The sequence below is a fragment of the Paenibacillus sp. J31TS4 genome (genome assembly GCF_018403265.1).
Taxonomy (GTDB): Bacteria; Bacillota; Bacilli; order Paenibacillales; family NBRC-103111; genus J31TS4.
Genome location: NZ_BOSI01000001.1, coordinates 1,614,653 through 1,639,870, shown reverse-complemented (window position 1 = coordinate 1,639,870; position 25,218 = coordinate 1,614,653). Strand labels below are relative to the sequence as shown.

At 61.2% G+C, this 25,218-nt stretch carries 23 protein-coding genes; 14 read left to right on the top strand and 9 right to left on the bottom strand.

The window, feature by feature from the left end; all coding sequences use genetic code 11:
* Nucleotides 1–225: 225 nt before the first annotated feature.
* The 8 genes from yfkAB to KJS47_RS07540 all read left to right on the top strand — a co-directional run bounded on the left by yfkAB (nt 226) and on the right by KJS47_RS07540 (nt 6,434).
* Nucleotides 226–1,344, top strand: a complete 1,119-nt coding sequence (gene yfkAB, locus KJS47_RS07575; protein ID WP_213524139.1) for a radical SAM/CxCxxxxC motif protein YfkAB — start codon at nt 226–228, stop codon at nt 1,342–1,344.
* 158 nt (nt 1,345–1,502) lie between these two features.
* On the top strand, nt 1,503–2,831 hold the full coding sequence (locus tag KJS47_RS07570) for a hemolysin family protein (protein ID WP_374707020.1): 1,329 nt from the start codon (nt 1,503–1,505) through the stop codon (nt 2,829–2,831).
* Nucleotides 2,832–2,889: 58 nt separating this feature from the next.
* A complete protein-coding gene (gene ytvI / locus KJS47_RS07565) occupies nt 2,890–3,930 on the top strand; it encodes a sporulation integral membrane protein YtvI (protein ID WP_213524136.1) in 1,041 nt (346 codons plus the stop codon).
* Nucleotides 3,931–4,095: 165 nt separating this feature from the next.
* Entirely contained in the window at nt 4,096–4,302 is a 207-nt protein-coding gene (locus tag KJS47_RS07560) for a spore coat associated protein CotJA (protein WP_213525011.1), read from the top strand.
* Between the two features lie 3 nt (nt 4,303–4,305).
* Nucleotides 4,306–4,569, top strand: coding sequence for a spore coat protein CotJB (locus KJS47_RS07555; RefSeq protein WP_213524134.1), 264 nt, complete (start codon nt 4,306–4,308; stop codon nt 4,567–4,569).
* A gap of 66 nt (nt 4,570–4,635) precedes the next feature.
* Nucleotides 4,636–5,205, top strand: coding sequence for a manganese catalase family protein (locus KJS47_RS07550; protein ID WP_213524132.1), 570 nt, complete (start codon nt 4,636–4,638; stop codon nt 5,203–5,205).
* Nucleotides 5,206–5,223: 18 nt separating this feature from the next.
* Nucleotides 5,224–5,604 (top strand): YuzF family protein, encoded by a 381-nt coding sequence (locus KJS47_RS24375; RefSeq protein ID WP_374706993.1) that lies wholly within the window; start codon nt 5,224–5,226, stop codon nt 5,602–5,604.
* Between the two features lie 158 nt (nt 5,605–5,762).
* Nucleotides 5,763–6,434, top strand: a complete 672-nt coding sequence (locus KJS47_RS07540) for an HAD family hydrolase (RefSeq protein WP_213524130.1) — start codon at nt 5,763–5,765, stop codon at nt 6,432–6,434.
* Nucleotides 6,435–6,608: 174 nt separating this feature from the next.
* Here the strand turns inward: KJS47_RS07540 and KJS47_RS07535 are convergent, their stop codons facing one another.
* Genes KJS47_RS07535 through KJS47_RS07515 form a run of 5 tightly spaced genes read right to left on the bottom strand, consistent with a single transcriptional unit; the run spans nt 6,609 to nt 12,758 of the window.
* Nucleotides 6,609–7,709 (bottom strand): YheC/YheD family endospore coat-associated protein, encoded by a 1,101-nt coding sequence (locus KJS47_RS07535; protein ID WP_213524128.1) that lies wholly within the window; start codon nt 7,707–7,709, stop codon nt 6,609–6,611.
* A gap of 13 nt (nt 7,710–7,722) precedes the next feature.
* Nucleotides 7,723–8,847, bottom strand: a complete 1,125-nt coding sequence (locus tag KJS47_RS07530) for a YheC/YheD family endospore coat-associated protein (protein WP_249716156.1) — start codon at nt 8,845–8,847, stop codon at nt 7,723–7,725.
* A gap of 1 nt (nt 8,848) precedes the next feature.
* Complete coding sequence (locus KJS47_RS07525; protein ID WP_213524124.1) at nt 8,849–10,216, bottom strand: YheC/YheD family endospore coat-associated protein; 1,368 nt, start codon at nt 10,214–10,216, stop codon at nt 8,849–8,851.
* Nucleotides 10,213–11,382: a YheC/YheD family endospore coat-associated protein gene (locus KJS47_RS07520; protein ID WP_213524122.1), complete on the bottom strand. Its 1,170-nt coding sequence runs from the start codon at nt 11,380–11,382 to the stop codon at nt 10,213–10,215. The genes KJS47_RS07525 and KJS47_RS07520 overlap by 4 nt, the downstream gene beginning before the upstream one ends.
* Complete coding sequence (locus tag KJS47_RS07515; RefSeq protein ID WP_213524120.1) at nt 11,379–12,758, bottom strand: YheC/YheD family endospore coat-associated protein; 1,380 nt, start codon at nt 12,756–12,758, stop codon at nt 11,379–11,381. The genes KJS47_RS07520 and KJS47_RS07515 overlap by 4 nt, the downstream gene beginning before the upstream one ends.
* Before the next feature lie 169 nt (nt 12,759–12,927).
* Between KJS47_RS07515 and KJS47_RS07510 the strand changes: the two genes are divergently transcribed.
* The 3 genes from KJS47_RS07510 to KJS47_RS07500 all read left to right on the top strand — a co-directional run bounded on the left by KJS47_RS07510 (nt 12,928) and on the right by KJS47_RS07500 (nt 15,489).
* Nucleotides 12,928–13,266, top strand: a complete 339-nt coding sequence (locus KJS47_RS07510) for a YlbF/YmcA family competence regulator (protein WP_213524118.1) — start codon at nt 12,928–12,930, stop codon at nt 13,264–13,266.
* Nucleotides 13,267–13,416: 150 nt separating this feature from the next.
* On the top strand, nt 13,417–13,692 hold the full coding sequence (locus KJS47_RS07505; RefSeq protein ID WP_213524116.1) for a hypothetical protein: 276 nt from the start codon (nt 13,417–13,419) through the stop codon (nt 13,690–13,692).
* Between the two features lie 192 nt (nt 13,693–13,884).
* Entirely contained in the window at nt 13,885–15,489 is a 1,605-nt protein-coding gene (locus tag KJS47_RS07500) for a type 2 periplasmic-binding domain-containing protein (RefSeq protein WP_249716154.1), read from the top strand.
* Between the two features lie 119 nt (nt 15,490–15,608).
* Here KJS47_RS07500 and KJS47_RS07495 read toward each other — a convergent pair whose 3' ends face one another.
* Nucleotides 15,609–16,445, bottom strand: a complete 837-nt coding sequence (locus KJS47_RS07495) for a DegV family protein (RefSeq protein WP_213524114.1) — start codon at nt 16,443–16,445, stop codon at nt 15,609–15,611.
* A gap of 232 nt (nt 16,446–16,677) precedes the next feature.
* Here KJS47_RS07495 and KJS47_RS07490 point away from each other — a divergent pair, with 232 nt between their 5' ends.
* Nucleotides 16,678–18,015: a DRTGG domain-containing protein gene (locus tag KJS47_RS07490; protein ID WP_213524112.1), complete on the top strand. Its 1,338-nt coding sequence runs from the start codon at nt 16,678–16,680 to the stop codon at nt 18,013–18,015.
* A gap of 277 nt (nt 18,016–18,292) precedes the next feature.
* A complete protein-coding gene (locus KJS47_RS07485) occupies nt 18,293–19,885 on the top strand; it encodes a glycine betaine uptake BCCT transporter (RefSeq protein ID WP_213524110.1) in 1,593 nt (530 codons plus the stop codon).
* A gap of 142 nt (nt 19,886–20,027) precedes the next feature.
* On the opposite strand, the gene KJS47_RS07480 is transcribed toward KJS47_RS07485, so the two are convergent.
* The 3 genes from KJS47_RS07480 to KJS47_RS07470 all read right to left on the bottom strand — a co-directional run bounded on the left by KJS47_RS07480 (nt 20,028) and on the right by KJS47_RS07470 (nt 21,213).
* Nucleotides 20,028–20,318, bottom strand: coding sequence for a YtpI family protein (locus tag KJS47_RS07480; RefSeq protein WP_213524107.1), 291 nt, complete (start codon nt 20,316–20,318; stop codon nt 20,028–20,030).
* Nucleotides 20,319–20,380: 62 nt separating this feature from the next.
* Nucleotides 20,381–20,884, bottom strand: coding sequence for a sporulation membrane protein YtrI (locus KJS47_RS07475; protein ID WP_213524105.1), 504 nt, complete (start codon nt 20,882–20,884; stop codon nt 20,381–20,383).
* Nucleotides 20,881–21,213 carry a YtrH family sporulation protein gene (locus tag KJS47_RS07470; protein WP_213524103.1) on the bottom strand — a complete coding sequence of 111 codons (333 nt, stop codon included), beginning with the start codon at nt 21,211–21,213 and terminating at the stop codon, nt 20,881–20,883. The genes KJS47_RS07475 and KJS47_RS07470 overlap by 4 nt, the downstream gene beginning before the upstream one ends.
* A gap of 204 nt (nt 21,214–21,417) precedes the next feature.
* Here KJS47_RS07470 and KJS47_RS07465 point away from each other — a divergent pair, with 204 nt between their 5' ends.
* Nucleotides 21,418–25,200 carry a DNA polymerase III subunit alpha gene (locus tag KJS47_RS07465; protein ID WP_213524101.1) on the top strand — a complete coding sequence of 1,261 codons (3,783 nt, stop codon included), beginning with the start codon at nt 21,418–21,420 and terminating at the stop codon, nt 25,198–25,200.
* Nucleotides 25,201–25,218: the final 18 nt, after the last annotated feature.

Here is a 25,218-nt window from a genome sequence, read left to right as displayed (position 1 = left end):
CATCCCTTCTTCTCACGACGAGAGGGATGGCTTTTTTGCCGCCCGCGGCCGCTTCCCCTTTGCCGCATGGAGGACATGAAACGGAACGCCCAAGCATACTCTGTACGAGAGGCCGCGGCCGGCCGCGGTTTGTTTATCTTTCCTCCCGGTTCAGGTACAATAAAGGGCAGGCTTCCGCCGGCAAGGGCGAGAGCCGCGAACCAAAGGAAAGACAGGTGTACCCGCATGAATGCAGTTGTAGATAGACTGGAAATGAGCCCCCAATACGATCCGTGGGATCCGATCCGTTCTCTCGGCCGGTACGGCCGCCACGTGCTGACGAGCGTCGAGCTGACGGTGACGAACCTGTGCAATATGCGCTGCGAGCATTGTGCCGTCGGCGATGCGCTCGTGATGAAGGAGGGGGACCGTCTGCCGCTTGCGACCGTCTTCCGCCTGCTGGACGAGGTCGAGCATCTGGAGACGATCAGCATAACGGGAGGAGAGCCCGCCTACCAGGAGAAGACGGTGCGCGAGTATTTGATCCCGATTCTGAAATACGCCCATGACCGGGGCATCCGGACGCAGCTCAACTCCAACGTGACGCTGGATCTCGGACGGTACGAGGCGATGGCCCCGTATCTCGATGTGCTTCATATCTCCTTCAATTATTTGAACGCCGAGGATTTTCACCAGGTCGGCTTCGTCAACTCGGCCCGTCCGGTCAGCGAAGCGACAGCGGCGAAGCTCTATGAGCGCATGGTCGAGAATACGGTCGCGCTGAGCCGGGGCGGCCTGTTCGTCTCGGCGGAGTCCATGATCAATTACCGGACGCACGACAAGCTGGTCGGCATCCACCGGCTGATCGACGAGATGGGCTGCCGGCGGCACGAGGTGCATCCGATGTACCCGAGCGCGTTCGCCGCGTCGCTGCCCAAGCTGCCGCTCGAGACGTTCCGGGAAGCGATCGGGAAGCTGCTCGACGGCCGCAATCCCGACCTGTGGATGCTGTTCGGCACGCTGCCGTTCTTCAGCTGCAGCCCGTCGGAGGAGGACCGCGCTCTCGTCAGCCGGCTGCGCAGCGAGCCGAACGTCACGGTGCGCAACGATCCGGACGGCCGGAACCGGCTGAACGTGAATACCTTCAACGGCGACGTCTTCGTCACCGACTTCGCCGACGTGTCGGCGCTCGGCAACGTGGCGAGGGACGGTCTGGACGAGGTGTTCGCCCGCTGGCTCGAGCACCCGCTCGCCCGCACGGTCGACTGCCACTGCCCCGCCGCGAAGTGCTGCGGGCCGAATCTGCTGGTCGCGGACGCCTATTACCGTGAAGTGGACTTCAAGCAGCGCCGCGCGCTTATCTGACCGTTCTCCCTTTGCTGTCCGCGATTCATCGTGGTTTCGGCTTGGGTAAAAGAATAGGAACCCGCCATCCGTGGAAAGGACCGGTATGAGAGTGCCGGTCACTTGGAATTATAAGGCGAGCCTACCCTTTTCCACCCAATGCTGAAGCAAAGGAGAACCTGCCCTTGAATCCACATTTTGATATCCCAGGCATTCTGCTGAATGGGTTTCTGGTGCTGCTGCTCGTGTTCCTGAACGGCGTATTCGTCGCCGCGGAATTCGCGTTCGTCAAGGTCCGGCAGACTCGGCTTCAGGAACTGGCCAACGACAACATCAAGAGTGCGCGCTACGCGCTGACTATCAATAAGCGGCTTGATGCCTACCTGTCGGCGACCCAGCTGGGCATTACGCTCGCCTCGCTCGGTCTCGGCTGGCTGGGCGAACCCGCGGTGTCCAAGCTGCTCGTCGATCCGCTGCTCGCCCGCCTCGACTGGGACGATACCGTCTTCAGCCACACCCTGTCGTTCATCATCGGCTTCCTGGTTATCACGTTCCTGCACATCGTGCTCGGGGAGCTGGCACCGAAGTCGCTCGCGATTCAGAAGTCGGAGAAGGTGTCGCTCTGGCTGGCCGGCCCGCTCCTGCTGTTCTACAAGCTGTTCCTGCCGGTCATCGCAACGCTGAACGGAGCGGCGAATCTGCTGCTGAAGGCGGTCGGCATCGAGCCGGCAAGCGAGCACGAGGCGGCGCACACGGAGGACGAAATCCGGATCCTGATGACCCAGAGCGCCAAGAGCGGCATCATCAACAAGGACGAAATGCTGCTGTTCGACAATGTGTTCGATTTCTCCGACCGGCTCGCGAGAGAGATCATGCTCCCTCGCATCGACATGGAGTGCCTGTACACGGACCTGACCTTCGAAGAGAACCTGAAGACAGTGTACCGGACCAAGCATACCCGGTATCCGGTGGCGCGCGAGGACAAGGACAATATTATCGGCTTTGTCCATATTACGGATTTGCTGACGGCCGACCCGGATGAGCCGCACGAGCTGCAGCAATTTCTCAGACCGCTCCTGACCGTGCCCGAGTCGATGGAGATCAGCGATGTGCTCCGGCACATGCAGAAGAAGCGGTCGCAGATGGCGATCATCGTCGACGAGTACGGCGGCACGGCCGGACTGCTGACGAGCGAGGATATCCTGGAGGAAATCGTGGGCGAACTGCAGGACGAGTTCGACGAGAACGAACGCCCCCCGCTCGAGATGCAGGAGAACTGCATCTCCGTCTCCGGGCGCATGCTCATCGAGGACCTCAACAACCTGCTGCATCTGAACATCCAGGACGACGAGGTCGACTCGATCGGCGGCTGGCTGTTCAAGCAGCTCGAGGGCGTGCTGGCCAAAGGAAAGATATGGGAGTACGACGGGCATAAGTTTGAGGTCGCCGAGACGGAGCGGCTTCGCATCGTACGCGTAAACATCTACAAGATCGACAACCCGGCATAGGCCGGACAAGCGGCCGTTCGCAGCGACGGGCGGCCGACTCCGCGCGAGGAGGACTGCCATGTCTCCTTCCATCAAGAGTCTGCTGTTCGGCACGGCGGCGATTGTCCTGCTGTATCTTCTGTTCACCGTAGGGGCCCCGTTCCTGTTCGCGCTGATCGTAGCCATCTTCCTGGAGCCGCTCGTCCTGCTCGCAATGAAACCCGGGAGGATGAACCGGCTGATGGCAAGCGGAATGGTCTGCACGCTGTTCACGCTCGTGCTGCTGGCGATTTCGTACGGTCTCGGTCTGAAAATTTACACGGAGCTGGTTCAGCTCAGCAGGAAGGTGCCGGATTCGCTCGGCGATACGAACCTGCTCCTAGAGGATTTGAACGCCCGCATCCAGCGGCTGTTCGAATCGCTCGCCCCGCATTTCGCCGAGAAGCTGCAGGCGGCCGTCGGCTCGCTGTTCAATTCGCTGTCCGGCGTCTTGAAATCGGCGTCAGGCTACGTATTGACCTTCGTAGCGGGCATTCCGTCCCTGTTCATCGCCTTCCTCGTCTTCCTGCTCGCGCTGTATCTGATCTCGATGAACCTGCCGGGGATCAAGAAGGCGTTCCTCTCCGTTTTCGAGGAGCATTCCCGGGCCAAGATGGACGCGGTGCTGGACAATCTCCGGCAGGCCATCTTCGGCTTCTTCTCGGCCCAAATCATCCTGAGCGCCATCACCTACATCATTATGCTCGTCGGACTGTTCATTCTGGGAACGCCGTATCCGCTCGCAATTTCGCTCCTGATTGTCATCGTCGACGTGCTTCCCGTGCTCGGTACCGGTTCGGTTCTCGTCCCATGGGCGATCTACTGCTTCGTCGTCGGCGACACGTTCGTCGGCACCGGCCTCATTCTTCTGTTCGTCCTCGTCACGATCGTCCGCCGGATTATCGAGCCCAAGGTGCTCGGCAATGCAATCGGCATCAGCTCCCTGTCGGCGCTGGTCAGCCTGTATGTCGGCTTTCAGCTCGTCGGCGTGGTCGGACTCTTCCTTGGGCCGGTCGTCGTCATTCTCTACCAGGCGATGCGCAAGGTCGGTCTGTTTCAGTTCAAGATCAAGCTCGAATAGCGGCGGCTTCCGCCGCCTGCCGCCCGGCGCTCAGCGCCGGGCTTTTTTGCGTACGGTTTCGCTGCCAGCCTGGGCGGGAGCCCATACGCCGGATGGGCGAGTGTCATATGGTAAGGGAGAGAAGCCCAAATCCGATTGCCCGAGGAGGAACCGATCGCCGTGTATCTGTCGACCCCCTATAAGACCTACCGGCCGTTCGTCGGCCCGTTCGATCCTTGCCACCCGATCCTCATCAAGAGCTATTCCACTCCGCCGAATCTGTATCTGGGATTTCAGCCGCCGGGGCTGCCCCAGTTCTCACCAGCGGAAGCATTAATGGCCGGCACACTCTGGCCGGTGCTCTACAGTCCCTATGAAAGAAAGGAGTGCTGACCGATGGCCGAGCAATTGAGCGAGCATTATTACCGGCAGCTGCGGGAGCTGCAGGAGATCGACTTTGTGCTGGTCGAACTGACGCTGTATCTGGACACTCATCCGCACGACGTCCAGGCGATCGAGCAGTTCAACCAGATGACCCTGCAACGCCAGCAGCTGGCCTGCCAGTTCGAGCTGGAATACGGGCCGCTGCTCCAATTCGGCCACAGCTTCAGCCGCTACCCCTGGCAGTGGGCGGAATCGCCCTGGCCTTGGCAGGTTTGACGGACGGCCGCTCTACGGCCAGGCAGACGAGACTAGAGAGGAAGAAAGTCCGGGAGGGGCACCGCTATGTGGATTTATGAGAAAAAACTGCAATACCCGGTTCGCGTCAGCAAATGCGATCCGATGATGGCTCGGCTGCTGCTCGAGCAATACGGGGGAGCCGACGGGGAGCTGTCCGCCGCGCTGCGGTACCTGAACCAGCGCTATACGATTCCGGGTAAGGTGATCGGCCTCTTGAACGACATCGGCACGGAGGAGTTCGCCCATCTGGAGATGATCGCGACGATGGTCTACAAGCTGACCAAAGACGCGACGCCTGCGCAGCTAAAGGCGGCCGGCCTGGGCGATTATTACGTCAGCCACGACAGCGCGCTGTACTATCAGAATGCTGCCGGCGCGCCGTGGACGGCTACTTACATTCAGGCCAAAGGAGATCCGATCGCCGATTTGTACGAGGACATCGCGGCGGAGGAAAAGGCGAGAGCGACCTACCAATGGCTCATCGATCTGACGGACGATGTCGAACTGCAGGACGGCCTCAAGTTTCTGCGTGAGCGGGAGGTGGTCCATTCCCAACGGTTCCGTGAAGCCGTCGAGATTCTTAAGGCGGACCAGGAAGCCCAAAAAATCTTTTAAAGAGCAGGAGGAATCGCCATGTATCGGAACGGCATCATGCCGCCGGGCGGAACGGCACCGATGACTCCGGGCGCACCGGGTCCGCACGGTCCGGCGCCGATGGCCCCGGGCACACCGGGTCCGCATGGTCCGGCGGGAGGGACGCCCGGGCCGGCCGCGGGCATGCAGGGGGGACCGGGTATGGCTATGCTGCAGTCCCAATCCTTCTTTTACGTCGATCCATACGTCGTACAGACGCTGACGACCGTAATGGGCAAGCGGGTAGTCGTCGAGACGCCGCGCGGAGCGGTGAGAGGGATGCTGGCCGAGGTGAAGCCCGATCATATCATCGTCCGCGATGAAAAGGATGCCGTCTTCATTATCCGCATCGCGCAGATCATCTTGGTTATGCCGACATGAAGGAGGGCGGTGCTGCCGCCCTCCTTTTGGTTTTTCGCATGGCGGGACAAGGAGCCTTTTTGGGACTTGGGAATTGACATAGCTCGGTCTTTCATGGTTACATAAATGCATTGTCAAAACGTACCAGTCAATGATGGACAGGAAGGGGTTTGCACAACATGACGGCACAAGCGGCGAAGCCGGAGGCGATGATTTTCGACCTGGACGGGACCTTGTTCCAGGCGGAGACGCTAATGATTCCGGCCTATCATGCGGCCTTTCAAGAAATGCGCGAGGAGGGGACCTTCAAGCACGAGACGCCGCCGGAGGAGCGGCTATTGGGCGGGCTTGGCATGCTGCTGTCGCAAATTTGGCAGCGGGTCATGCCGGAGGAGCCCGAGGAGGTCCATCTGCGGGCTAACGATTTGCTCCTGAAGCACCAGCTGCTGTATCTGGAGCAGGGAGAGGGCCTTCTCTACGAAGGCGTAGAGGAGACGCTGCGTGCGCTCAAGGACGACGGCATCCGGCTGTTCGTGGCGAGCAACGGCATGGAGGATTACGTGAAGCTCGTGACGCACCATAAGGAGATTGCTTCGCTGTTCGAAGGCCTGTACAGCGCGGGAGAATACCAAACCGCCTCGAAGGTCGATCTCGTGCGGATCCTCATGGACAAGCACGGAATCAGGTCGGCGTGGATGGTCGGCGACCGCTCGTCCGACGTCGAGGCCGGCAAGAAGAACGGCCTGTTCGTCGTCGGCTGTGATTACGCGACGTTCGGCAAGCAGGGCGAGCTGGAAGGATCGGACACGGTGATTCGCGATTTCCGCGAGATTCGCAAGCTGTACGCCTAAGCGCCGCCGGCGCAGACGCAAAAAACCCGGGAGTTCTCGCTCCCGGGTTTTTGCTGTCCGCCGCTGCCTATGAAGATCCGCCGCACGGCACGAAGGAGGACCGGACGGGGAAGCCGCCGGACCGTAGAGCCGCTTCGAAAAGCGGGCGGAGGCAGCGCTGTCCGCCGTTTGGCGCTATGGCTGCTTGTTGGTCTGGCGGTACAGGTAGAGGGCGTATTCCAGCGGCCGGCGGATGGCGGTGCGGTACACCTCCTGCTCACCGAGCCGGGAGAACACCTCGCGGGCGGGCTTCGGATTCACCTCGAGCAGCCAGACGTGCCCGCGGGGATCTACGGCGAGATCGAGCGCCAGCTCGCACAGCTGCCGGAACGACTTCTCCAGCTGCTGGGCGACGGCCCGGCTCAGCCGGTCCATGCTCTGACGGATTTCCGCCGTCTTGGAGGCGGAGAACCGCTGCCTGAGCAGGTCGTCGGCTCTGGCCGCCGAGCCTCCGCCGTGCAGGTTGGAGGTGACGCTCCGGGGCGCCCCGATTCTCCCCGCGCAGCCGGTCACCTCCCACTCGCCCTCCCCGTTCTTCTGAATGAGAAGACGGAAGTCGTGGACCCGGCCGTCGGGCAGGGTGATGTCGATGCCCTGCTGCACCATGTAGCGCTCCTTCAGGTTCCACGACCCGAAGCGGATCGGAATCTGGCGCTCCTGGAGCTGCTGGGCCGGCACAATCTTCCGTTTGCGGTCCCGGCCGCGCACGAGGTAGAGCCCCTCCGGTCTCCGGCGGATGCTCAGAATGCCCCGTCCTCCGGTGCCGTCCTCAGGTTTGAGGATGATGAGCGGATAACTCTTCAGCATCCGGCTCAGGTCGGCCGGCGTCCGGTATTTGACCGTTTCCGGCAGGTGAGGGGCAATCTCATTGTTGCCGGACAGCAGCTCGTAGACGCCCCACTTGTGACGGATCGGGCGGTTCAGATAGGTCAGGTCGGGATAACGGGTGCGGAACTGGCGCAGCAGCTGGAAGCGGGGCGATTTTTGGTACCGGCACCGGTCGTAGATGAGAGTGGGAAGCGGCATGCTCTGCCGCTTCCACTTCTTTTCGTTGTCGTCATAGACAAGCGCTCGGACCTGCTTGCGGCCCGTATCCACATCCTCCGGCGTAAAGACCGCGACGGGGAGACCGAGCGTCTTGCCCTGCAGGGTCAGTTTGCGAAAAAAGTCCAGCTCCTCGATCAAACGGTTATCATTCAGGTATAGAGCCATGACGCCCAGAAGCGGTTTGCTCAACTTGGGTCCCCCCTTACGGTTTGCGTTGCCTGCTCAGATAGAGCGCGTACTGGATGATATGCTCGAGCGACCGCTGCCGGATATCCGGCTCGTCGAACTTCATCGGACGGGAGTTGGCTTCGAAGAACCAGATATGCCCGGCCGTATCGATGCCGAGGTCCATCGACATCTCCCCAAGCGGGTGGCCCGACGCCTTCTCGATCTGTTTGGCGATCCGGCCGGCCGCCCGCTTCACCCTCCGCAGGAGCACGGCCGCCTGGTCCTTGCCGAAGGAGGCGGCCAGCAGCCTGCCGGGCTCGTCGATCGACCCTCCCCGGGGCACGTGGGTCGTGATGCTTCGCTTGCCGGCGACTCTGGCCCCGATGCCGGTCAGCGTCCAGTTGCCTTGCCCGTTCTTCTGCATCAGCACCCGCAGGTCAAACGGGCGGTTCTGGTGGCTCGCCAGCGCAATGCCCTGCTGCAGAATATAGTCTTCGGTCTTGATCGTCTCCTTCAGCTGCTCCCAGAGGCCGCTAAGGGTGCCCTGCTGGGTGACGAGCGCCCGGTTGTCGTTCTGCATGCTGATTCGGAAGGAGGGCTTGCCGCCGGTGTTCGTCTTCTCGATGCGCATGATCCCGGAGCCGGCCTTGCCCCGGGCGGGCTTCAAATAAATCGTGTCATGGTTCCGCAGTGCGGTCTGCAAATCCTTCAGCGAATCGAGCTTTTTGGTGGCCGGAACGAACTTGCGCGTCTCCTTCGCTTTCGTAATCCATTCGAACAGCGACACCTTGTTGAAGAAATACGGGTTGAACAGGTTCGTCTGCGGATGGCGGAGCAGTGACCGGATCGTCTGCTGAACCTCGGGCTGGAGCTCATCCTTGCGTGAGGGGATCCGGTTGTAGAAGACGCGTGGCAGCGGCAGGAGCCGCTGCGACCAGGTCTTGGTCTCCGGATGGTATAGATAGCAATTGATCCGCCGGTTCGCGAGCTTGATGTCGCGCACGGTGGCGACGACAACGAAGACGCCCATCTCGCGGCCGGTCCTGATCAGATCGATGAAGTTGACGTGATTGCCGCGGAACGGCCGCGTCTGATCGTCCATCGTCAGAATGGCGAGCACGGGCTGCGGCTGAGGCATGTCGTGGAGGAAGAAGTTCACGTTAGGACCCCTCCTCATCCACGAATTTGCTCAGGTACAGACAGTGTTCCACGATGTTATCGAACGACGCCCTCCCTTGCGCTTTTAATGAAGGATGTTTGAAGATCGTGCGGCCGGGCTTGGCGTTCGCTTCGAACATCCAGACATGCTCGCTCTGGTCGATGCCGAGATCGAAGCCGAGCTCGCCGAGCGGATGCCGGTTCTGCCGCTCGATGGCTTCCGCGAGCCGGACCGCCACCGCCTTGGCGCTGCTGAGCACGGCTCCTCCGCGGCTGCCGAATACCCGGTTCAGCACCTGCTCGGGCGTCATGAGCGAGCCGCCGGTCCGGATATGCGTCGTGACGCTGCCCTTGCCCGCTTTTTTGGCACCGATGCCGGAGACCACCCACTCGTTGCTTCCGTTCTTGGTCATGTGGAACCGGAAGTCGATGGGGCAATCGTCGATTTCAACCAGCCGGATGCCTTGCTGGAGGACATAATGAGAAAAGCGGAGCCGCTGCCCGCGTAAAAACTTCATCAGCCCGTCGAAGTTCGGGAAGCGCATCAGAATGTTGCTGCCGTTTTTGCGGTAACGGGCATAGTAGCCGGAGGACGGATTGTACGTGATCCGGTAGATGCCGAAGCCGAGGCTGCCCGCCGTCGGCTTCAGATAGACGAACCGGTGGCGCTGAAGCATTCCCCGGATTTGTTCGGCGGTTGGCTCCGTATGCGATTCGGGAACGTGCCGGAACGCTTCCTTCTCGGGAATTAGCAGCTCGTAGATGTCGGACTTATCGAAGAAGCCCCAGTTGAACAGCGGGATCTGCCGGCGGACGAACCGCTCCTTGAATAGGGCCATCGACTCGGTCTTCTCCGCGGTCCGGCTCGGGAGACGGTTGTAGACGACGTCGGGCAGCGGCACGGTCCGGCGGACCCAGCGGCCCCCCTCGACCAGGAAGTAGCCGGTCACGACCTCCTCTTCCCAGTTGACGTTGCGGGGCGAGAAGGCAAAGCAGACCGACCGGTCTCCGGCCGCGCTCAGAATCTCCCGGATGAAGCCGGTGCGGGGGCCGAACGGCAGCTTGGGATCCGGTCCGGTCGCGGTCAGAATGCCGATCAGCGGACCGAGCTGCACCTCCCGTCCGTCGCTCTTGACGGAGCATTTGACGGAAACGGGGAGGCGCAGAATCGAGGCGACGGACTGGGGCAGCATGAGGAAGCTGCCCTTGCGGTTCAACAGCCGGACCGGAAGCGTCACCGCCTTGGAGCCAAGCCGGATGGTCACGGCCCGGTCGGGCTGCAGATTAAGCAGTCTCCCCAGGGAGCGGGTGACGGAGATGACCCGGGCGGGCTGCTGCGAGATTAGAATCGAACAAGTTGTCAAGCTCATGGTAGCACCCTCCTAGAGTTGTCGCGGAAGCCGGTTCCTTGTGCCGCCCGGCCTAGCCGGGAGCGGAGCAGATATGAGGCGTAGGCCATCGGGCTGCGTACGGCCCGGGCACGGGCCGTGCCTCCGCCGATGCGGCGGAAGGCCGCCCGGCCCGGCTTGGAATTGGCCTCGAGGAGCCAGATTCTGCCGGATCGCTCGATGCCGAAGTCCAGCCCCAGCTCGGCCAGCCGCCCGAAGCTTCGTTCGAGCGCAGGCGCGAGGGAGAGAGACAGCCGGCGAATGGCCGCCGTCAGCTCTTCGGCGCGGGATACGCCGAATTCGGCGGCAAGGAACGGTTCCGCCTCCTCCGCGGAGCCGCCGCCGTGCAGATTGGACGTGACGCTGCCGGCGGGGGCGCGGCGAACCGCAAGCCCCGTCACGGTCCAGCCGCCGGTATCGTCCTTCTGCACAAGCGAGCGCACGTCGTAGGCGTCGCCGCAGCGGCTCTTGAGATCGAGCCGCGGCTGCAGCAAATAGGTTCGCGCGCCGGTCCAGCCGGCGGCGAAGCGAACAAGCGCGTCGGCGGTCAAGCCGCGCAGCGCGAGGGGATCCCCCTCCAGCGAGCGGCCGTCGGCGGCATACTTGCCGTCCGCTTCGCGGCGGATGGCAAGTGCACCGAGGCCGTGGGTGCCGGAGGCGGGCTTGAGGAACGCGCCGCCCCGATGGGCCAAGAGGCGCAGCAGCTGGCGGCCGCTGCGGTATCGGACGGTAGGCGTCCGGTATCGGGCCAGCTCGGGCTCCGCCGCGAGGGCACGATACACCTCCCACTTGCCGGGGAGGGGCCGGCCGAGCAGCGCGGCGGGGCGGCCGGAGCGGCCCAGCGCGAGCAGCGCCTGCCGGCGGAGGCGGCGCTCCCCGGGGCCGGACGGGAACGTCCGGTCATAGACGAGGTCGGGGAGGGGGAAGCTCCCTTCCTCCCATTCTCCGGTATCCGGACGCAGCGAGTAGCCCTGGACTCGGCCCCCTGCCGCGGCCGCCGCAAGCGGGGCCGGCAGCACGCACACCGTGAGCCCCAAGCGGGCGCCCCATGTCGTGAGCCGGGCGTAAAACGTCCGGTCCGCGAAGGGCGGACTCCCGGCGGCGCCGAGTACAAGAATCCCGACGAGAGGCCGGGCGGCGGCGGTCATGCGGATCCCCGGTCCCCGAAGGTGAGGAACTGGGCGTATTGAAGCACGCGCCGCACCGAGGGACGGATCTTATCGGGCTGAAGCGCCGTGTTGTCTTCCTTCGACGGCTTGGAGTTGACCTCGAGCAGCCAGACGCGGCCGGTCGTGTCTACGGCGAGATCAACTCCCATCTCGCCAAAGTGCTCTGGCAGCTGCTGGTCAAGATGCACCGCTATCGCGGTCGCGGCTTCATCCAGCCGTTTCGGGACAGTGGTGCGGATTCCCGCCGGCAGGCGCGACCGGCCAATCGCGTCGGGAACGGTGGCGAGCGTGCCCCCGCGGGCGATATTGGAGACGAAGTTGCCGGGGCCGGCGATCCGGCCGACGATGGACGTCACCTTCCATTCGCCCTTGCCGTTCTTCTGCACCACCGCGCGGAAGTCCATCGGGCGTCCGCCTGCCTCCAGCAGGTTCAGCCCCTGCTGAATTTGGTAGGGAGCTCTTTTGACGCGGGGGGAGATGGCGGCGTACAGTTTGGCAAGCGAAGAGAAACTTTGTTTACTCGTTCCCTTCGGTTGGTTAAAATGACAGTGATAGCCGGATTCCGTCCGGTTGACGCGGATGATGCCCTTGCCTAGACTGCCGAGCGTCGGCTTGATGAAGACGGTCGCATATTTGGCGCACATCGCCTTTAGCGTCTCGAGCTTGCGCATCGGATAGGATTCCGGCAAGTAGGCCTGCACCTCCGCAACGGGCTTCAGCGCCTGGAACACCTCGGTCTTGTTTAAAAACCGCTCGTTGAAGACGGAAGCGCCGTGCATCGCCTTGACCTGGCGAAAGAACGTCTGGACCTTGTCGTTCTTCTCAATGTTCCGGTTAGTCAGCCGGTTGTAGACGACATCCGGAACGGGGAACGTCCGCCGCGTCCATTTTCCGTCATAGCTCCAGCCGCGTACGGAGCGGGGCTCGCTGTCCAGATCCGCTGGAGTGAAGAAATAGACGATGCCGCCGGTACTGCCGGTGCCGGCCGTCAGCTCCTGGCAAAACCCGGTGTTCGCCCCGAAGGGACGGTCGGCGGAAGCGGCATCCGCGCGGTTGAACAGGACCCCGATCAGCGGGCCGAGCTGGAGCGACTGGCTGTTCTTGCGGTACGAGAGCACCAGCTGGGCCCCGTCAGAGATGCCCAGTTCGCGGGCGAGAGGTTCGCTCATGCGCAGGGTGGCTTTGCGGGAGCCGCCGATGACCCGGACCTCCGCTCGATAAGAGCCGAACCGGAGGGAGAGGGGGCGGTTCGCCGGGATCTTCCACTGCTTCATCAAGGAGTCACGCAGCAGGATGACATGGCTGTCCAGGGGGCCGATGGATTGTACGTGCACCGCTAATTTTGTCGTGGCCATAGTTCTCCCTTCCTGCCCTACTTGACGTAGGCGTTACATTTGACTAGTTCATCATATGAGGACGAAATTTTCTTGGTGCTTGCGAAACGCCCAACTTCCGGGAAAGCCATCTGCCAGAATCTCGGGGGAAGCGCCGGGAAAAGGAAGTCCCCCAAAAGGAGAGATAAGCATGAATGTATATGACAAGGCGTACGAGCTCGTACGCGCGCTTCGGGAATGCCCGGAATATAAGGACATGATGGCCGCAAGGCAGGAGGTGGAGGCCGATTCCGAAAGCAAGCGGATGCTGGACGACTTCCGCAGCCGCCAGATGGAGCTGCAGCAGAAGATGATGGGGGGCGAGATGCCGCCCGAGGACGAGCTGAAGAAGATGGAGCAGCTGTTCGAGGTCATCAGCCTCAATGCGTCCATCCGTAAGCTGTTCGATGCCGAGCGCAGGCTGTCGGTCATCGTGGAGGACATTCAGCGCATTATGGCGGAGCCGCTTCAGGAGCTTTTCCCAAGCTAAAAAGACAAGAGCTGTTCCCGGGCTGACAGCGGCGGCGGACGGGCAGCTTTCTTCTGACAGGCTGCTTCTAACGGGGCTTGCTGCCGCATATCTTGTACTAGGCAAGAACAATGCGGAGGTACAAGCAACGCGGGAAGGGGGCGGATGGAGATGAAAGGGTTCAAGAATGTCATTTGGCTCAGCTTGGCGCTGGCCATGCTGCTGTATGCAGTCCCGAGGCTGCCGGTCGGCGGGGGCTGGACGCCGCCGGCGGTATTCGGAACGCTCTGGCTGTCGTTCGCGCTGCTCATCATAGGGGCGCACCTGCACGACATTCTCGGCGTCAAAGAGGAGCAGCGGGAGCAGCTGCGGCGGATCCAGCGGATGAAGCGGAACCAGATCCGCAGGCGGCTGGCCGGCTCTCCGCTTTTGCAGGCACGCAAATAAGCCGCAGCCGCGAGAAAGGCCTCCGGGCACAAACCCGGACGGCTTTTTTTGTTCGAAAGAAAACGGTGAATTTTGGTAAATAAAACTTGACAGCGCTTTCAAAAATTCAGATAATTTATTCGATTCTAAAAAATAGAAATTCTGTAAGACTGTTTGCGGCAGCTCCATCAACTCTGTAAGGGGGAAGCAGATGTGAAAGCGAACAAATGGTTTGCAGCAGCGATGACCGTCACGATGGCTGGGGGGCTTTTGGCCGGCTGCGGAGGCGGCGAGAAGGAGGCAAAAGGCAAGGCGGAGGGCAATGTGAACGCGACCGGATTTCCGATCGTGAAGGAACCGATTACTCTGAAGTTTTTCACAGGCAAGTCGGCGACGACCGCCAACGATTGGAGCCAGACGATGCTCTGGCAGGAATACGCCAAGATGACGAACGTCAACGTGGACTTCCAGCTCATTCCGTTCGATGCGAGGACGGAGAAGCGCAATCTGGCGCTGGCGAGCGGCGATTACCCGGACGCGTTCTACACGGCGGCCATCCCGCGGGAGGACGTGCAGAAGTACGGCAGCCAAGGCACGTTCATCAAGCTGAACGACCTGATCGACAAGTATGCCCCCAACTTCAAGAAGCTGATGGACCAGTACCCCGATTTGAAGAAAGGCATCACGATGCCCGACGGCGGTATTTATACCTTCCCCCAATTTTTTGATCCCGAGTTTACCTCCGTCCGCGTTGGCAAGCTGTGGATCAACAAGGATTGGCTGGCGGCGCTCAATATGAAGGAGCCCACCACGACCGATGAGCTGTACGCTTATTTAAAAGCAGTTAAAACGACGGACCTCAACAAGAACGGCAAGAACGACGAGATCGGCTATGGCGCCAAGGGCGTGGCGAGCCTGCTGAGCTTCTTGAACGGCTCGTTCGGCCTCAATACGCGCGGGAGCAACCACGCGCACGTCGATATCGATCCGGCGACGAAGCAGCTCCGCTTCATCAAGACGGACGACCGGTACAAGGAGCAGCTGCAATTCGTGAATAAGCTCTACAAGGAAGGGCTGCTGGATCCGGAGATCTTCACGATTAACGACAACCAGTTCTTCGCCAAGGGCGCCCAGACGGTCTACGGGACGATGTCCGTCTCCAGTCCGGTTACGCTCATGAAGCAGACGGCCTACGTGGGCACGCCTGTTCTCAAAGGGCCGAGAGGCGATCAGATGTTTACCGGAATCGGCAGTCCGGTGGCGACGCTCGGCTCGTTCGCCATTACCGACAAGAACAAGAACCCCGAGGCGACGGTCCGCTGGATCGATTACTTCTATGGGGAAGAGGGTGCCAAGATGTTCTTCCTCGGGTTCAAGGACAAGAGCTACAAGGAACTGCCGGACGGCAATTATGAATATACCGACGAGATCGCCAAAAACCCGAACGGGCTCACGCTCGAGCAGGCGCTCGTCAAGTACGTCACTTGGCCGGGCGGCGGGTATCCGTCCATCGTTCGCCAAAAGACGTTCAAGGGAGCCGAAAGTCTGCCGGAGTCCGTGGCGGCTGCCGAGAAATACAAGCCGTATCTGATCAAGGACATCTGGCCGCCGTTCACCTATGCGGAAGAGGATCTCGAGAAGATGAGGGCCATAGAAAACGACATCAACACGTATATTACCGAGACGCAGGCCAAATTCATCAAAGGCGACCTGCCGTTCACCGAGTGGGACAACTACAAGGCGACGCTCAAAAAGATGGGGGTCGACGAATATATGAAGATCTACGCCAAGACGAAGGATGCACTCAAGCTGAACTAAAGCGCGAAGCCGCGGCTTGCTTGAAGGGCCCGGTATGCTGAAGCAGAAGGATTGGCTATACGAAAAGCCCGGAAGGCCGAAGCCTTCCGGGCTTGTTCTGTATGCAGCAATCCGTACATTCAGTAAGCGACCAGCAGACCGCCTTCACCGGCATAGGTGCCGATGACCGGCCCCATGTTCGAGAAGACGACATCGCGGAACGGGTACCGATCGAGCACTTGCTTGGCGAAGGCCTTGGCCTTTTCCTCACAGTTGCTGTGGGCAATGCCGATCAGGTCGGAGCCGGTGGCCGGGAACGTCTCCCCGATCTTGTCCAAGAGCCGCTTCATCGCATTCTGCGAGCCGCGGACCTTGTCGACCACCTCGATCGTTCCTTCCCCGCTCGCCTGCATGAGGAGCTTGATGTTCAGGAAGCTGGCGACGGCGCCCCGGACACGGTCCAGCCGGCCGCCTTTGATAACGTTTTCGAGCGTATCGAGCGTAAACTCGGTTCGCGTGTCCTTGATACGCTGGACCATGGACTGATACAGGTCCGAGAAGGACGTCCTCTCCTGCGCCAGCTTCGCCGCGCGGACAGCGAGCACGCCGAGACCGAGCGACGTCGTCTTCGCGTCGAGCACCTCGATGCGGCCTTCAAAGCCCTCTTCCACAAACATCTCCTTGGCCATCTCCGCATGACGATACGTGCTGCTCAGCGCGGAGGAGAGACAGAGCACCAGCATGTCGCGGGTGCCGGCGGCGCGAAAATGGGACAGGAACGTATGCGGGTTCGGGCTGGAGGTTTGAGGAAGCTCGGCGGCCTCCTTCATCCGGCGGTAAAAGTACTCGGTATCTACGCTCGAGTCCATCTCCTCGGAATCGATACGGACGGTGAGCGGAACGACGGAAATGCCGAGCCGCTCGGTCAAGGAAGCAGGAAGATCGCAGCTGCCGTCTGTAATGATACGGATGGTCAATAGATTAGTCCTCATTTCAGAAGATTGATAGATTAGCAAATCACTTCATTATACCATGCCCAATGGGGGAAAAGAAGGGGAGGGACTGCGGGAGCAGGGGAGGGAACAGGAGAGGAGGTTTCCTGCGGGCAGGCTATCTGCTGCCAAGAGAACGTTGCTGTTCGGGTTCATTCTGTTCTATAATATAGAGATAGTACAGAATGATACAGATAGCGGAAGGAGCGGACAGGATATGGACATCCAAGATAAGGACGAGGCTCTGACGAAGCACGAATGGATTCTTCGTCATATCGAGGGGCTCAAGGTCGGCACGAAGATCTCCGTCCGCCAGATCGCCCGGGAGATGGAGGTCTCGGAAGGAACCGCCTACCGGGCCATCAAGGAAGCCGAGACGCTGGGGCTGATCAGCACGAAGGAACGGATCGGCTCGGTTCGGATCGAGAAGAAGGAACGGCATAACATAGACAAGCTGACCTTTGCGGAGGTCGCCAATATCGTTGACGGAGAAGTACTCGGCGGGTCGGAGGGATTGGACAAGACGCTGAGCAAATTCGTTATCGGCGCAATGCAGCAGGAGGCGATGCTCCGCTACATCGAGCCGGGCAATCTGCTAATCGTGGGCAACCGGGACAAGGCCCATCTGTGCGCGCTGGAGCAAGGAGCCGCCGTCCTGATTACGGGCGGATTCTCGGCGAGCGACGAGGTGGTGAAGCTGGCGGATGAGCTGGCGCTGCCGATTATCTCGAGCAGCTACGACACGTTCACGGTCGCTTCGATGATCAACCGCGCCATTTACGACCGGCTGATCAAGAAGAAGATCATGCTCGTGCAGGACATTCTGTCGCCGGAGAGCGTCGTTTACGCGCTGAAGTACGGGAGCCGGGTCAAGGATTGGCGCAAGCTGATCGAGGAGACCGGCCATAACCGCTTCCCGGTCGTCGACGAGTGGAACCGCGTCGTCGGCATGGTGACGTCCAAGGATATGGTCGATGCCCGGCAGGAGCAGACGATCGACAAGCTGATGACCCGCAACCCCATTACGATTCACCAGCACGCCTCGGTCGCCTCGGCCGCGCATTTGATGGTGTGGGAGGGCATTGAGCTGTTGCCTGTCGTCGACCAGAATCGCAAGATGATTGGCGTCATCAGCCGCAAGGACGTGCTGAAGGTCATGCAGTATATCTCCCGGCAGCCCCAGATCGGCGAGACGTTCGAGGATTTGATCTGGTCCGGCTTCGAGGAGTGCCGCGACGAGACGGGCGCCCTGTGCATGCGCGGAACGGTCACGCCCCAAATGACGAACCGGCTCGGCTCCGTCTCCTCCGGTGTGCTGACCATGCTCATGACCCAGGCGGCCTACCGGCTCATTCAGGATTACCGCAAGGGCGACCTCGTGATCGATAATGTCACGACCTATTTCCTGCATCCGGTACAGATGGAGAGGGAGATTGTCATCCGGCCCCGCCTTATTGAGGTCAGCCGCAAATTCGGCAAGATCGACATCGAGGTTTACGACGGCGACCGGCTGGCCGGCAAGGCGATGCTCACGGCGCAAGTGTTCGATCAATAGCGGCTTCCTGCCGGGAGAATCCACTGCTTGCAGGGCCGGTTTTACTGCTGGTTCGGCGCCGTGAGCCGCCGCCCATATTCAGAACATTCTTGCTTTTCTTTGAAATGCCTGGCGGTTTTTGTTACAATAGCAAAATGTACGAGTGATCTACTCGGAATTAAAAGGAGCTGCCGCTAAGCTCCTTTTTGCGTTTTTTGTATGCCGAACGGGGAGGAAAGGGGATGCTTTTCTTATCGTCCGGCCGTTTTAATCTGACATTTGGAGGAGATGCATTGGCATGGTGTTTATCATTTCATTGACGATTATCGGACTGTTCGTTCTGTGGGGAGCGCTGGCGCCCGGACAGCTGACGGCTGCCGCCGATGCGTTGTTTGCGTTCACGATCGAGAAGTTCGGCTGGTTCTATCTGCTCGCGACGTTCGGCTTCCTGCTGTTCTCGCTGTACCTGGCGTTCAGCAAATACGGTCATATCAAGCTGGGGGCCGATGACGAGAAGCCGAAGTATTCAAGAATCACTTGGTTCGCGATGCTCTTCAGCGCGGGGATGGGCATCGGGCTCGTCTTCTGGGGAGTCGCCGAGCCTCTGTCCCATTATTTGACGCCGCCCGAGGGAGCGGCGGGAGGCACGCCGGAAGCGGCCAGGCTGGCGATGCGGTACTCGTTCTTCCATTGGGGGCTGCATCCGTGGGCGGTCTATACGGTCATCGCGCTGGCGCTCGCCTACTTCCAATACCGCAAAGGCCATAAGGGCCTGATCAGCGCCACGTTCGTTCCGCTGCTCGGAGACCGCGTCAACGGACCGATCGGCAAGGCGATCGACATTCTGGCCATTATCGCGACGGTGTTCGGGGTAGCGACCTCGCTCGGACTGGGGGCGCTGCAGATCAACGGGGGGCTGACCCATCTGTTCGGCATTCCCGCCGGAAACAGCTCGCAGGTAGTCATCATCGCCGTCGTGACGGTGCTGTTCATCGTGTCCGCTACGACGGGGCTCGACAAAGGGATCAAGCTGCTCAGCAATACGAACCTTGTCATCGCGGTTATCCTTATGCTGTTCGTGTTCGTGATGGGACCGACGTCCTTCATTCTGGATACGTTCACGGTTACGGTCGGGGGCTATCTGCAGAATATCATTCAGATGAGCCTGCGGCTGACTCCGTTCTCGCAGGGAAGCTGGATCGGCGCATGGACGCTGTTCTACTGGGCATGGTGGATCGCCTGGGCGCCGTTCGTCGGCACGTTCATCGCCCGCGTGTCGAGAGGCCGGACGATCAAGGAATTCGTGCTCGGCGTATTGCTCGTCCCGAGCCTGTTCGGGTTCCTCTGGTTCGCCATCTTCGGCGGCACCGGCCTCAAGCTCCAGATTCTGGACCAGCTCCCTCTCGCGGAGGCGGTTCAGCAGGATGTCACCTCGGCTCTGTTCCTGACGCTGGAACAGCTGCCGCTTGGTACGATCATCGCGGCGCTGGCGACCCTGCTCATCGTTATGTTCTTCGTCACGTCCGCCGATTCGGCTACGTTCGTGCTCGGCATGCTGTCCTCGGACGGCCGTCTGAACCCGTCGAACCGCGTCAAGATCACATGGGGAGTCGTGCAGTCGGCCATCGCGGTCGTGCTGCTCATCAGCGGTGGGCTGAACGGGCTGCAAACCGCCTCGATCGTAGCGGCGCTTCCGTTCGCAATCATTCTGGTCGGCATGTGCGTCTCGCTGCTCAAGGCGCTGAAGACGGAGAGCGGCGTGCCGGGACCGAAACGTGCCAAATCCGTAAAGCGTGCAGAGGACGAAGCGGAAGAGGAGGAAGAAGCGGCGGAGGAGAACGTACGGGGGTCCGCGAGACGGCAGCGCGGACAGGCGTTGGGGGAATCCTGACACCACCGGTCAACCTGTTGCTTCTATTAAATATAGCGTTACCGGCATTCAACTCTAGCAATCTCCTCATAAAAAAAGATCCCTTGCGGGATCCGGCAGCCTGTCCCATCCGGGGCAGGCTGTTTGGCTTGCGTGCTTCTCGTCAGCCCTGTTTGCGGAAGATGGCGCGGTTCTTGTAGCCCGCGAACAGATTGAAGAGCCCGAGTACGAAGAACACGGCTCCGACGAGGGAGCGGGCGATGGAGAATTCATACGTGAACACTTGGGTAACGGCGAGCAGCACGAGCATAAAGCCCATGCTGATGTTCATCCGCGAAGCGTCCAGGCCGCGCTGGCGAGGATCGCTTCTCCTCCTGTACCGGAAGCTGTAGATGACGGAGAAGAGGGCGGACACACAAACCGCCGCGAAGAGAACATAGTTATACCAAAGCATGGCGGGTCATCATCCTTTTGAATAGGTCGTCCCCTTAACTCTACTGAGTTTGGAGGGGAAAATCAATTTCTTTTCCAGGCGCTTGCGGTTACCCAGACGGTCAGGTCCGATTGGACGATCGCGAGCGATTTGACGTGTACCTGATAGTCTCGGTCGAACACGCCGGGGTACAGCTTATCTTCAATGAGCCGCATGTACAGCAGCGGATCTTTGCGCAGCTCGGCCACAGGCTTGCCGCTGATCGGCTTCAGGTCGCGGGAGACCCGCTTCTCCAGCTCGATGGCGGTCTGCTCGTCGAGGCTGTCTCCCCCGGCTGCGTCCTCACGCACGAGATGAACCGTGATCGCCCCGATATAGGCTTGCTTGGTCCGGTTTTTGTTCACCGTATCCAGATTGGTCTTCAGCTCCTCAACCTGCTTGCTAAGCTCTTTGTTCCGAACCGAGAGAATAGTGGACGTCTGCTGGAAGATGGCCATGAAGACGGCGCTGCCAACAATCATGCCGCACAGGAAAAGCCCGAATCCCGCCATCCATCGGGTGTAGCGTTCGAACGGGGGGACCCTCATGGCTGCCCGCTGCCTCTGCAAATCCACTGCACGAGATGAAAGCCCATCTGAGCCCCGATGAAGGCTCCGATGAAGTAAAGAATCTGCTTGATTGCGGGGGAGAGATAGCCTTCCGTTATGTTGAACTCAATGACCCGGAGGGGGTCGATCGTGCCGCCGACCGCGGCCACCATCGCCCATATCTTGATATTGCCTGCGATCCGTTCCATATAGATTGCTGGCGGCTGGAGAATGATAGTGGCGCCGATGCCGCCCAGCAGACTCCCGCCGAGTACGATGCCGAACGCCACGAAAAAATCGATGGATAGCTTCGTCAGAAATTGCGCCATAGAGCGTCCCTTCCTCCGTCAAGGATTGTATGCTTATGGATATGAGAGGGACGGACAAGTTAGAAGGAGATTTTGCCGGGCCCGGGCGGGAGACACAAAGCCCTTAAGCAGGGGAAGTCCTATGAGCAAAAGGCGAATATGGGTTCGCCTGCCCGCCTGTTCTATGGTAAACTGGAAGGAGAAGAAAGCGAGGTAGCGTGAGCGATGACGGAGTTTGTCCATCTGCATGTACACAGCGAATATAGTCTGCTCGACGGGGCGGCGCGGATCGGAGAGCTGGTCGATCGGGCGGCGGAGCTCGGCATGCGGTCCTTAGCCCTGACGGATCACGGAGTCATGTACGGAGCGATCCCGTTCTATAAGGCATGCGTGAAGCGCGGCATCCGCCCGATCCTTGGCTGCGAGGTCTACATTACGGAAGGCTCGCTGCATACGAAGGGGACGCGGCAGGAGCAGCCGATCTACCATTTGATCCTGCTGGCCAAGAACGAGACGGGCTACCGCAATCTGATGAAGCTGTGCTCGATCGGGCATTTGGAGGGGTTCCATTACCGGCCCCGCATCGACAAGGAGCACCTCGCCCGCCACGCCGAGGGACTCGTCTGCCTCAGCTCGTGTCTCGGCAGCGAAATTTCGCAGCATCTGCTTCACGGCCGGTACGAGGAGGCGAAGCGTTCCGCCGAATGGTTCCGGAGCGTATTCGGAGACGATTATTACCTGGAGCTGCAGGACCACGGCATGCTGGATCAGAAGAAGGTCATGCATGCGATGCTGGGGCTGGCGGAGGAGACCGGCATTCCGCTCGTAGCGACGAACGACGTGCATTATGTCCGGCCGGAGGACAGCGCCGTCCAGGACATTCTGCTCTGCATCGGGACCGGCAAATCGATGGACGACCCCGAACGGTTCAAGATGGACACGAACCAGCTCTATCTGAAGAGCGGCGAGGAGATGGCGAGACTGTTCGCGCATGCGCCCGAGGCGCTCGCGAATACGGCTGCCGTTGCCGACAAATGCCGGCTTGAACTGAAATTTGACGAATCGGTGCTGCCTCGGTTCGAGCCGATTCCGCGTGGAATGTCGGCTGGAGAGTATCTTCGCGAATTGTGTGGGGAGGGGCTCAAGCGGCGCTACGGAACCCGCGAAGATTGGCCGGACGGTGAATTTCGGCGAACGGTGGAGGCGAGGCTCGAATACGAGCTGGGCGTGATCGACAGCATGGGCTTCTCGGATTATTTCCTGGTCGTCTGGGATTTCATCCGGTTCGCGCATGAGCAGGGAATTGCCGTCGGTCCGGGCCGGGGCTCGTCGGCGGGCAGTCTCGTCGCCTACACGCTCGGCATCACGAACGTCGACCCGATTCGATACCGGCTGCTGTTCGAGCGCTTCCTCAATCCGGAGCGGGTGACGATGCCCGATATCGACATCGACTTCAGCGACATCCGCCGCGAAGAGGTAATTGACTACGTCGTCCGCAAGTACGGGGCGGACCGGGTCGCCCAGATCATCACCTTCGGCACGATGGCCGCCCGCGGGGCCGTCCGGGACGTCGGGCGCGTGCTGAACATGCCGTACTACGAGGTGGACCGGGCGGCCAAGCTGATCCCGCATGCGCTCGGCATCTCGCTCGACCGGGCGATCGAGACGAGTCCCGAGCTCAAGAAGCTGGCCGCCGGGCATCCGAAGACGGCCGAGCTGCTCGAGATGGCCCGCAAGGTCGAGGGCATGCCTCGGCACGCCTCGACGCATGCCGCCGGGGTCGTCATCTCCCGGGAACCGCTGACCCACTATGTGCCGCTGCAGGAGGGGGCGGAGGGAACGCCGCTCACCCAATACGCGATGGAGCATCTGGAAGCGATCGGGCTGCTGAAGATGGACTTCCTCGGCTTGCGCACGCTCTCCATTATCGAGCGGACGATCCGGTCGGTGAAGGAGCAGTACGGCGTGGAGATCGCGTTCGAAAACGCCGAATACGACGATCTTAAGACTTACGAGCTGATGAGCCGCGGCGACACGACCGGTATTTTTCAGCTCGAGTCGGCCGGCATGCGGCGTGTGCTGAAGGAGCTGAAGCCGAGCCAGTTCGAGGACGTCATCTCGGTAGTGGCGCTGTACCGTCCGGGACCGATGGAATTCATCCCCAAGTATATCCAGGGCAAGCACGGGCAGGTCGAGGTCGAATACCCCCATCCCTCGCTCGTGCCGATTCTGGAGGATACGTACGGCATCATCGTCTACCAGGAGCAGATCATGCAAATCGCGGCCGCGATGGCCGGCTTCAGCCTCGGCGAGGCCGACCTGCTGCGAAGAGCGGTCAGCAAGAAGAAGCGGGAAGTATTGGACGAGCAGCGGGCCCATTTTGTCGGGGGAAGCTTGAAGCAGGGCTATACCGAGGAAGAAGCGAACCGCGTCTACGATATGATCGTCCGGTTCGCCGACTATGGCTTCCCGCGCGCCCATGCGACGGCCTACGGCGTTCTGGCGTACCAGACCGCCTACCTCAAAGCCCACTACCCGGTTCCGTTCATGGCATCGATGCTCGCTTCCGTCATGGGCAACCATCGCAAGGTGGCCGAATATGTCGACGAGTGCCGGCGCACCGGGATCGCCGTCCTGCCGCCGGACGTCAACGAGAGCGGCGTCTACTTCACGCCGGTTGCGGTCGGATCTGCCGGCGGGGAGGCCCGACCGGAAGATGCCGAAGAGGGGGCGACCGGAACGTCCCCCGGCGGTACGAGCCTGCTTGATCCGGAGGGTCGGACCGGGGAGCCGTCGGCGCGCAAACCGGGAAAAGAGGGGACGGCCGAGCCGTCGTCCCCCGGCAGCATCCGCTTTGGACTGGCCGCGATCAAGAACGTCGGCACGCAGGCGATCGAGGCGATTCTGAAGGCGAGGGAAGCAGGACCGTTCGATAATCTGCTCGACTTTTGCCGCCGGGTCGATCTGCGCGTCTGCAACAAACGCGTTATCGAATCGCTTATCCAGGCGGGTGCCTTCGGCTCGCTGCGCGGGCACCGGGCGCAGCTGCTCGCGGTGCTCGACGAGACCGTGGAGGCGGCCGTGAAGTGGAAGAAGGAGCGGGAGGATCTGCAGCTCCATCTGTTCGGGTTCACCGAGGAGGTCAACTGGACGATCGACTATCCCGAGATCCGCCCCTTCTCCGGCATGCAGCTGCTTGAGCTGGAGCGGGAACTGCTCGGTCTCTACCTGTCCGGCCATCCGCTCGACACGTACGAGGACCGACTCAAGGAAGCGGAGACGGAGCAACTGCACGAGCTGGCCGAGCTGCCGGAGAACGCCGAGGTAGTCGTCGCGGGCATGGTCGTCTCGGTTCGGCTTATCGTCACCAAGAAGGGCCAGCAGATGGCATTCGCCGAGCTTGAGGACCGCATCGACAAGGTCGAAGTCGTCTTGTTCCCGGAGGCGTGGAAGCAGTACGGCAGCCTGGTCGACAAAGGCAAGCTGCTGCTGGTCAAGGCGCGCCTCCAGCACCAGGACGAGGATGGCGCCAAGCTGCTGGCCGGCCAAGTCTATGCGCTCGGCGACGACGCGGGCTGGCGCGAGGCCGCCCGGCACGCCGCGCAGCGCCGCTCCGGCCGCCCGGCCGGCGGCTACGCCGGGCCGCCCGCGGCCCGCGGCAGAGGCGCACCGGCGCAGCGCGGCAGCGGAGGCGCGAACCCGGCGGCTCGCAGCGAAGGCGCACCAGCGCAGCGCGGGAGCGGCAGCGCAAGCTCGGCAGCCCGCGGCGGGAGCGCACCGGCGCAGCGCGTCTACGTGAAGGTGGACGCGCAGCACGAGAACAGCGGCACGCTGTCCGAGCTGCAGGCGATCCTCAAAGGAAGCGGAGGACCGCTGCCCGTCGTGCTCTTTTACGAAAAAGACCAGCGCACGATCATGCTGAGCGAGCAGTACCGAGTCAAGCCGTCCCCCGATTTGTTCCGGCAAATCGAGGAGCTGCTGGGCCGGGGATGCGTGCGCGTCAAGTAGACGGAACCCGGTTCGCTC

What these genes read in the sequence shown, in the direction of transcription:
- yfkAB (WP_213524139.1), top strand. Translation starts at nt 226, where the DNA reads ATGAATGCAGTTGTAGATAGACTGGAAATGAGCCCCCAATACGATCCG.
- ytvI (WP_213524136.1), top strand. Translation starts at nt 2,890, where the DNA reads ATGTCTCCTTCCATCAAGAGTCTGCTGTTCGGCACGGCGGCGATTGTC.
- KJS47_RS07555 (WP_213524134.1), top strand. Translation starts at nt 4,306, where the DNA reads ATGGCCGAGCAATTGAGCGAGCATTATTACCGGCAGCTGCGGGAGCTG.
- KJS47_RS07550 (WP_213524132.1), top strand. Translation starts at nt 4,636, where the DNA reads ATGTGGATTTATGAGAAAAAACTGCAATACCCGGTTCGCGTCAGCAAA.
- KJS47_RS24375 (WP_374706993.1), top strand. Translation starts at nt 5,224, where the DNA reads ATGTATCGGAACGGCATCATGCCGCCGGGCGGAACGGCACCGATGACT.
- KJS47_RS07540 (WP_213524130.1), top strand. Translation starts at nt 5,763, where the DNA reads ATGACGGCACAAGCGGCGAAGCCGGAGGCGATGATTTTCGACCTGGAC.
- KJS47_RS07525 (WP_213524124.1), bottom strand. Translation starts at nt 10,216, where the DNA reads ATGAGCTTGACAACTTGTTCGATTCTAATCTCGCAGCAGCCCGCCCGG.
- KJS47_RS07520 (WP_213524122.1), bottom strand. Translation starts at nt 11,382, where the DNA reads ATGACCGCCGCCGCCCGGCCTCTCGTCGGGATTCTTGTACTCGGCGCC.
- KJS47_RS07515 (WP_213524120.1), bottom strand. Translation starts at nt 12,758, where the DNA reads ATGGCCACGACAAAATTAGCGGTGCACGTACAATCCATCGGCCCCCTG.
- KJS47_RS07510 (WP_213524118.1), top strand. Translation starts at nt 12,928, where the DNA reads ATGAATGTATATGACAAGGCGTACGAGCTCGTACGCGCGCTTCGGGAA.
- KJS47_RS07505 (WP_213524116.1), top strand. Translation starts at nt 13,417, where the DNA reads ATGAAAGGGTTCAAGAATGTCATTTGGCTCAGCTTGGCGCTGGCCATG.
- KJS47_RS07490 (WP_213524112.1), top strand. Translation starts at nt 16,678, where the DNA reads ATGGACATCCAAGATAAGGACGAGGCTCTGACGAAGCACGAATGGATT.
- KJS47_RS07485 (WP_213524110.1), top strand. Translation starts at nt 18,293, where the DNA reads ATGGTGTTTATCATTTCATTGACGATTATCGGACTGTTCGTTCTGTGG.
- KJS47_RS07480 (WP_213524107.1), bottom strand. Translation starts at nt 20,318, where the DNA reads ATGCTTTGGTATAACTATGTTCTCTTCGCGGCGGTTTGTGTGTCCGCC.
- KJS47_RS07475 (WP_213524105.1), bottom strand. Translation starts at nt 20,884, where the DNA reads ATGAGGGTCCCCCCGTTCGAACGCTACACCCGATGGATGGCGGGATTC.
- KJS47_RS07470 (WP_213524103.1), bottom strand. Translation starts at nt 21,213, where the DNA reads ATGGCGCAATTTCTGACGAAGCTATCCATCGATTTTTTCGTGGCGTTC.
- KJS47_RS07465 (WP_213524101.1), top strand. Translation starts at nt 21,418, where the DNA reads ATGACGGAGTTTGTCCATCTGCATGTACACAGCGAATATAGTCTGCTC.